At 36.0% G+C, this 6,485-nt stretch carries 7 protein-coding genes and 1 pseudogene (1 of these 8 cut by a window edge); 6 read left to right on the top strand and 2 right to left on the bottom strand.

The window, feature by feature from the left end:
* Positions 1–237, top strand: a pseudogene (locus TEPIDINF_RS10175) (IS91 family transposase); it begins 1,073 nt to the left of the window's first position.
* Positions 185–415: a hypothetical protein gene (locus TEPIDINF_RS10170; protein ID WP_181482283.1), complete on the top strand. Its 231-nt coding sequence runs from the start codon at positions 185–187 to the stop codon at positions 413–415. Before TEPIDINF_RS10175 ends, TEPIDINF_RS10170 begins: the two are co-directional and overlap by 53 nt.
* 11 nt (positions 416–426) lie before the next feature.
* Here TEPIDINF_RS10170 and TEPIDINF_RS10165 read toward each other — a convergent pair whose 3' ends face one another.
* Entirely contained in the window at positions 427–1,047 is a 621-nt protein-coding gene (locus TEPIDINF_RS10165; RefSeq protein WP_421691918.1) for a TetR/AcrR family transcriptional regulator, read from the bottom strand.
* 119 nt (positions 1,048–1,166) lie between these two features.
* Positions 1,167–1,442: a DivIVA domain-containing protein gene (locus tag TEPIDINF_RS10160; protein WP_068726319.1), complete on the bottom strand. Its 276-nt coding sequence runs from the start codon at positions 1,440–1,442 to the stop codon at positions 1,167–1,169.
* A gap of 227 nt (positions 1,443–1,669) precedes the next feature.
* Between TEPIDINF_RS10160 and TEPIDINF_RS10155 the strand changes: the two genes are divergently transcribed.
* From TEPIDINF_RS10155 to TEPIDINF_RS10140, 4 genes are all read left to right on the top strand, one after another.
* Positions 1,670–1,891, top strand: a complete 222-nt coding sequence (locus TEPIDINF_RS10155; protein ID WP_421691917.1) for an alpha/beta-type small acid-soluble spore protein — start codon at positions 1,670–1,672, stop codon at positions 1,889–1,891.
* 327 nt (positions 1,892–2,218) lie between these two features.
* A complete protein-coding gene (locus TEPIDINF_RS10150; protein ID WP_068726314.1) occupies positions 2,219–3,430 on the top strand; it encodes a copper amine oxidase N-terminal domain-containing protein in 1,212 nt (403 codons plus the stop codon).
* A gap of 217 nt (positions 3,431–3,647) precedes the next feature.
* Positions 3,648–4,859 (top strand): methionine adenosyltransferase, encoded by a 1,212-nt coding sequence (metK, locus tag TEPIDINF_RS10145; RefSeq protein ID WP_068726312.1) that lies wholly within the window; start codon positions 3,648–3,650, stop codon positions 4,857–4,859.
* A 287-nt stretch (positions 4,860–5,146) separates the two neighbouring features.
* On the top strand, positions 5,147–6,475 hold the full coding sequence (locus TEPIDINF_RS10140) for a methyl-accepting chemotaxis protein (RefSeq protein WP_421691916.1): 1,329 nt from the start codon (positions 5,147–5,149) through the stop codon (positions 6,473–6,475).
* The last annotated feature ends 10 nt before the right edge of the window (positions 6,476–6,485 follow it).

The raw sequence follows: 6,485 nt of genomic DNA, 5'->3' as shown, positions 1-6,485 counted from the left end.
ACGATATGTCCTCATTGTGAAAATTATTATGAATATAAGGGTGAAGTATGCCTTGAAGATGGTATACTAGTAATAAAATTTGCAATAGATCAAATGACAAAGAAATATTTGGAGGGAGAGATTCGTTATATCACCAGTTTCCAAACATCGGCGAAAAGGGAAAAAACGAAAGAAAGTAAACAATTTGACTCAAATAAAAAAGCAGCAAATGGTCATTTACCATTGCTTGCAGTGTGAATTAGTAGAAGAAATACCTTTAAGAGTTGTGCAAGATTTTGACGCAATGGATGATGGAGACCTTTCGGTTCCACCTATGTTTACTTGTGAAGAGTGTGGGGGAGAAATGTACCCTGAATATTATAAAGGGTTACAAGGTAAAGAATATCGACTAAGTGATATTAAATCACCAAAATAAAAAGGACCGGGCTATGCCCGGTTTTTCTTAATCCCATGTAAAAAGATTTGGACCATATCATCAAGAACTTTTTCCTCATTAAATTGGTCGATATCATGATCTTTCAAAATATGCTTCCAAATAACGTATCCAATCAACATTCCTAATAGAGCCTGAGTAGCAATTCTAGGTTCAATATCGGTTAGGTTACCTGCTTCTCTTTGCTGATCAAAATACTTTTCTAAAAGCTTTGACTTTTTTTGAATCACTTCTTGAAACATGGTTTGCTTGATTTCTGGATAAAATAAAGCTTCATAAAGAACAATTTTTAAGAGATCTTTGTTTTCTTGCACGGCCTCTGTATTTCTTCTAAGGAAGTTTTTAAGAATCTCTACATCATTTTTACCATGAATATCAATAAATAGATCAGTGATCGATTTAACCATTGCTGGTGAAATAAGAGCAAATAAAAGATCCTTTTTTGTTTCAAAGTAACGAAATATCGTGGCTTCAGATACCCCAGCCTCTTTCGCTATTTCCTTTGTTGTTGAACCAGAAAAGCCTTTTTGTGAGAAAATTTTAACAGCTGACTCAAGGATTTTTTGTTGAGTAGCACTTGGCAAATGCTCAAATGAGATATGTGAGGCTTCCATACTATGCACCTTCCTATATGATTAAGTACATACTTATCTTATTCCTAGATGGGGATGATGTCAAATGAAAGAACCCCCTTCGTTTGAAAAGGGGGCGATAGATAAACGATATCAACCTTTTATAAAAATCTTGTCTTCTTCTCTAAGATTTCTACCCGTTTTACTAAATCCTGTAATGTAATGGACTCTTCAGGGGTTGGTGCTGGTGCATGATAGCTTTGACGAGTCGTATTGGATTTTAATTGTTGATTTTCTTTTTTTAGTGCCTTATTTTCGTCGATGAGTCGGGAATAATCTTGAATCACTTGGTCAAGGAATTCATTCACTTCATCCACATCATATCCACGAATCGAACGCTTAAATTCTTTTTCAAAAATATCTTCAGGTGTTAACATAGCCTTAACTCCTTTTATATTTTCCTTTTTTTAAAGGATAACATAAATAGAGCTTTTTTCAAATACTATATGATTCTTAGTCTTCGATGATCCTTTTACAGGCTTAGTCAATTTTAACCTATAGTACCACTATCTTAAAGGATTTGAACGTGTTATTCTCGGTCATACTATGATTACCTCATCAAATAACCAACTAAGGTGACGACTTCCTTTGAAAGGAGGTGATCATGATGGCCAAAGGACAATGGGGCAGACAACAACTAGTACCAGAAGCCCATCAAGCATTAGATAATATGAAATATGAAATTGCTGGAGAGATGGGGCTTCCTGTTTACCAAGGAAGTGAAGATTACTGGGGTCAGCTCTCTGCAAGGGATTGTGGAGCAGTAGGTGGCGCCATGACCAAAAGATTGGTTGAAAGTGCAGAACAATTCATGAAAGGATTATAATAATCGTTTACACATTTTACAACATTTTAAAACAATTTGAATACCTACCTGTTGCTTAGAGGCTTATTGGTTTGGAGATACCAATAGGCCTTTCTTTAGTATGTAAATAGGATGAAATAATATACATAAAGTCCCAAACAAAAAAAATATGTTAGTCCATTGGAACGATTTATGGAACAACCTATATACTGTTAAGCAATAAAGGAATATAATAAAGAAAACTTGGCTTATGCCAAGCCTTTGGCGAAGGTAGAAGTCTTAGTTGCACTTATACTTTTTAAGTGTAAGAAAAAATATTAGAAATGATTACCATGAGGAGGAAAAAGTATGATGGAGAAAAAAATCATCTTACCTATTCTTTTGACATTAACGCTTGTATTGACTCCGTTTATCGGAGGAATTGTATCTGCTGAAGAAACAAACACAACCAATACAACACAGGATACAACAATAAATACAGATACATCATCAGATTCAACTAGTTCTACATTAAATGATGGACAAGATGTATCAGATGATGCAGATCTTGAAGAAAATGAAGACGAAGAAGAGGATGACGAAGCAATCGAAGAAGACGTAGATGAAGATGAGAATGGTGACAATGAAAATGGTAAAGATAAACAAATGAAAAAACTTCAAAAAGACATCAAGAAACTTGAGCATGAAATGGAAAAGGCTCTTAAAAAAGTAAATGAAAAAGCAAAAGAGCAAATGCAGCGAAAAGTGGAAGAGTTAAAACAAAATATGGAAGAGAAATGGTTACCTTTATTAGAGGAACTATCTAACCAAGAAAACACAGAACAATCGATTCAAGCTACCTATGAATATGTACAGTCCTTATTAAATCAAAATGAATTAACTGAGGAAGAACAAAAAGATGCGCAAGAACTTATGGAAAACTTAGAAGAGGAATTAAAAGGTGAATTAGAAGGATTAGAAGAGGTAGAAGGTCTTGAAGACATCGAATTACCTACTTCAAAGATAGAAGCATATAAACAGTTAATGGAAATGTATAAATTGATGGACAAAGATCAAGATGCATTAGAGGCTCAAGAGCAAATTCTAGGATTTACGAAAGGCTCTAAAGACGAAGCAAAAAAATTAATTGAGCTTTACAAAGAAACAAATAAGAAAGAATTAAAAGCATTTGTAAATGGTAAGCAACCACAATTTGATGTTCCACCTCAATTAGTAAATGGCAATACGCTTGTTCCTTTTAGGGCGATTGCAGAAGCATTGGGTGCAGAGGTTAGTTATGATCCTGAAACAAGAACAATCACAGTAAAACAAGGTGATGTAAGTGTTTCCTTTGTCTTAAATCAAAAACAAGCAAAAGTAAATGGCCAAATCATTCAGCTACAAGTACCTGCCACAACTGTTAATGGCAATACAGTTGTACCCTTAAGATTTATTAGTGAAAGTCTTGGGGCGGATGTGGAATATGATTCTGATACTCAATTAATTTTTGTAGATAACCAAGATCAAGTAACAACTGAACCGTCAACTGAAACAACAACTGAGACTCAACCTGTTCAGTAAAACATAAATATAATCGTGAGTAAAATTTCAAGTGAAAATGGTTGACAGTCTTTCTTACTTCTTATAATATAGATTGTTGAATGGATCTCTTATTCAAAATCTATTTAAACATAAGAGGTAAGCTTGAGTATAAAAAGCCTTTCCTCTAAAGGAAAGGCTTTTTTGCATGAGTATCATAACAATAGATGTACATACTAATTTTAAGGGAGGTTTTCATATGGCGTTACAAAAAGGTCGTCATTTATTCACTTCTGAATCTGTGACTGAGGGCCATCCAGATAAAATTTGTGATCAAATTTCCGATTCAATCCTTGATGCGATTCTTGAAAAAGATCCCAATGCTCGTGTTGCGGCAGAAACCTCTGTAACAACTGGATTGGTTTTGGTTGCGGGAGAAATTACAACAAGCTGTTATGTTGACATTCCAAAAATTGTGCGTGAAACGATCCGAAGTATTGGCTATACAAGAGCAAAATATGGCTTTGATGCAGAAACCTGTGCTGTCTTAACTTCAATTGATGAACAATCTCCAGACATTGCGGTAGGTGTTAACCAAGCGTTAGAATCTCGTGAAGGGCAAATGTCTGATGAAGAAATTGAAGCGATTGGTGCTGGAGACCAGGGTTTAATGTTTGGGTTTGCAGTCAACGAAACACCTGAATTGATGCCATTACCTATCTCACTAGCCCACCAATTAGCTCGACGTCTTACTGAAGCAAGAAAAGAGGGAATCTTAGACTATTTACGTCCAGATGGCAAAACGCAAGTGACTGTTGAATATGAAGGAGACAAGCCAGTTCGTATTGATACAATTGTTATTTCAACACAACATCATCCTGAAGTAACAAATGAACAAATTAAAGCCGATCTTCATAAATATGTGATTAAACCAGTGGTACCAGCAGAATTATTAGATGATAAAACAAAGTATTTTATCAATCCAACAGGCCGTTTCGTGATCGGAGGACCTCAAGGTGATGCAGGATTAACAGGTCGTAAAATCATTGTTGATACCTATGGTGGTTATGCTCGCCATGGTGGTGGCGCATTCTCTGGTAAGGATCCAACGAAGGTTGACCGTTCTGGTGCTTATGCTGCCCGCTATGTTGCGAAAAACATTGTTGCTGCAGGATTAGCGGATAAATGTGAAGTTCAAGTTGCTTACGCGATAGGTGTGGCTCAACCTGTATCCATTAGTATTGATACATTTGGTACTGGAAAAGTAGATGAAAACATCCTTGTTGAATTAGTTCGTAAACATTTTGATTTACGCCCTGCAGGGATTATTAAACAACTTGATCTTCGTCGTCCAATTTACCGTCAAACAGCTGCATATGGCCACTTTGGTCGTCATGATCTTGATCTACCATGGGAGCGTACAGATAAGGCAGAAGTCTTAAGACAAGAAGCAATGGCTTACGCAAAATAAGCTTGCAAAATGAACGTCATGTTTTTGAAAATAAAAAAATAATTACTCATAAAAAAATCTTTCCCTTATACCTGGGAAAGATTTTTTCACCTTTCTACCCTTCTATCCACTTTAAGTTAAGTTTGTATATGCCATCCTTGTCCTTCTGACAATATTCGACAAACTTTTTTAATTTTCAGTGAAATTTTGCTAATTAGCTCACTTTGTGATTTAAAACAGTCCTTAAATAAAGTATGATGATATTGAATTGCACAAAATGAACTAGTTTAGGGAAAAGGGGTCTTGATATGAAAGTTGGCCAAAAATTAGCTTTAGGTTTTGCTTCGATTATGGTGATGTTTTTTATTGCAGTTCTTATTATTCTTTATAACATTATTAGTATGGGCAGCATGGTAACAGAATTAGTCAATCAAGGCCATGATACAGCACAGATCTTGGAGATTGTTTATCAGAAGATAAATTTTGTAAAAGTGTTAATTTTAGCTATTATTCCAAGTGGAATTGTTGGAGCAAGTATCATTGCATATTCAATAACCATTCGTATTTCGAAACCGGTAAAATTAGTAACTGCTCACGTTGGCGAAATCACCAATGGTAATCTAAATCTTAGCCCCCTTTCCATTAAAAATAAAGACGAAATTGGAGAATTGGCAAAGAATTTCACTGAGATGCTTTCTTCTCTAAAGGAGTTGATCCAACATATTCAGCATAGTTCATTGCAAGTGACCGATACTGCTGAACAACTTTCTCATACTTCAACTGAAGTTGCCCTTGCTGCAGAACAAGTGGCTACAACGACCGCTAGTGTAGCAGAAGGAATGGAAAAACAGGTTCAGATGCTTCAAGGTTCAGAACAAACATTGTTCCAAGTGGTAGAAACAATCAAAGAAGTGAACCAAAAAACACAATCCGTTTATGTTGCTTCTCAACAATCGATGGAAACAGCAGAACAAGGAACTTATGTTATTGATGAAACCATTCGACAAATGAAAAAGGTGAATCAAACGGTTAAAGAAACAGGAACCTATGTGACTACCTTAAGGCAAAAGAATGCTAGTATTGAAAAAGTGATTGAGGTAATTAAATCGATTGCTGAACAGACAAATCTATTGGCTTTAAATGCAGCGATTGAAGCTTCAAGAGCTGGGGACGCTGGACGAGGTTTTGGCGTTGTGGCAAATGAAATTAGAAAACTGGCTGAGCAATCTGCTGATGCTGGGAAAGAAATTGTACAAATGATTCGCGAATTACAAGAAGATACGAAACAGCTGGTGGTTTCAATGGAAAAAGGAGAGCAAGAAGTAAACCAAGGGATGAATCATGTCACTCAAGCCCAACTAGCTTTCCAAGCCATTCAACAGTCCAACAGCGAAATGTCTTCTTTAATTGCGGAAACCAGTTCAAAAGCGAGCCAGACGGTAGAACAGGTCGAAGAAATGGTTAAATCATCTGCAATGATAAAATCAGTTGCTGATAAAACATCGAGCTACTCCCAAGAAATTGCAGCAGCTAGTGAGGAGCAAGGAGCATCGATGGAACAAATTACAGCAACAGCGAACATGCTTCACCAGATGGCCAACGATCTTCAGCAACTCATAAAGAGATTTCAGGTTTAGCGATGATTAA

This window comes from Tepidibacillus infernus (assembly GCF_048898065.1).
Lineage (GTDB): Bacteria > Bacillota > Bacilli > Tepidibacillales > Tepidibacillaceae > Tepidibacillus_B > Tepidibacillus_B infernus.
This window is presented reverse-complemented; position numbering and strand designations above follow the sequence as displayed.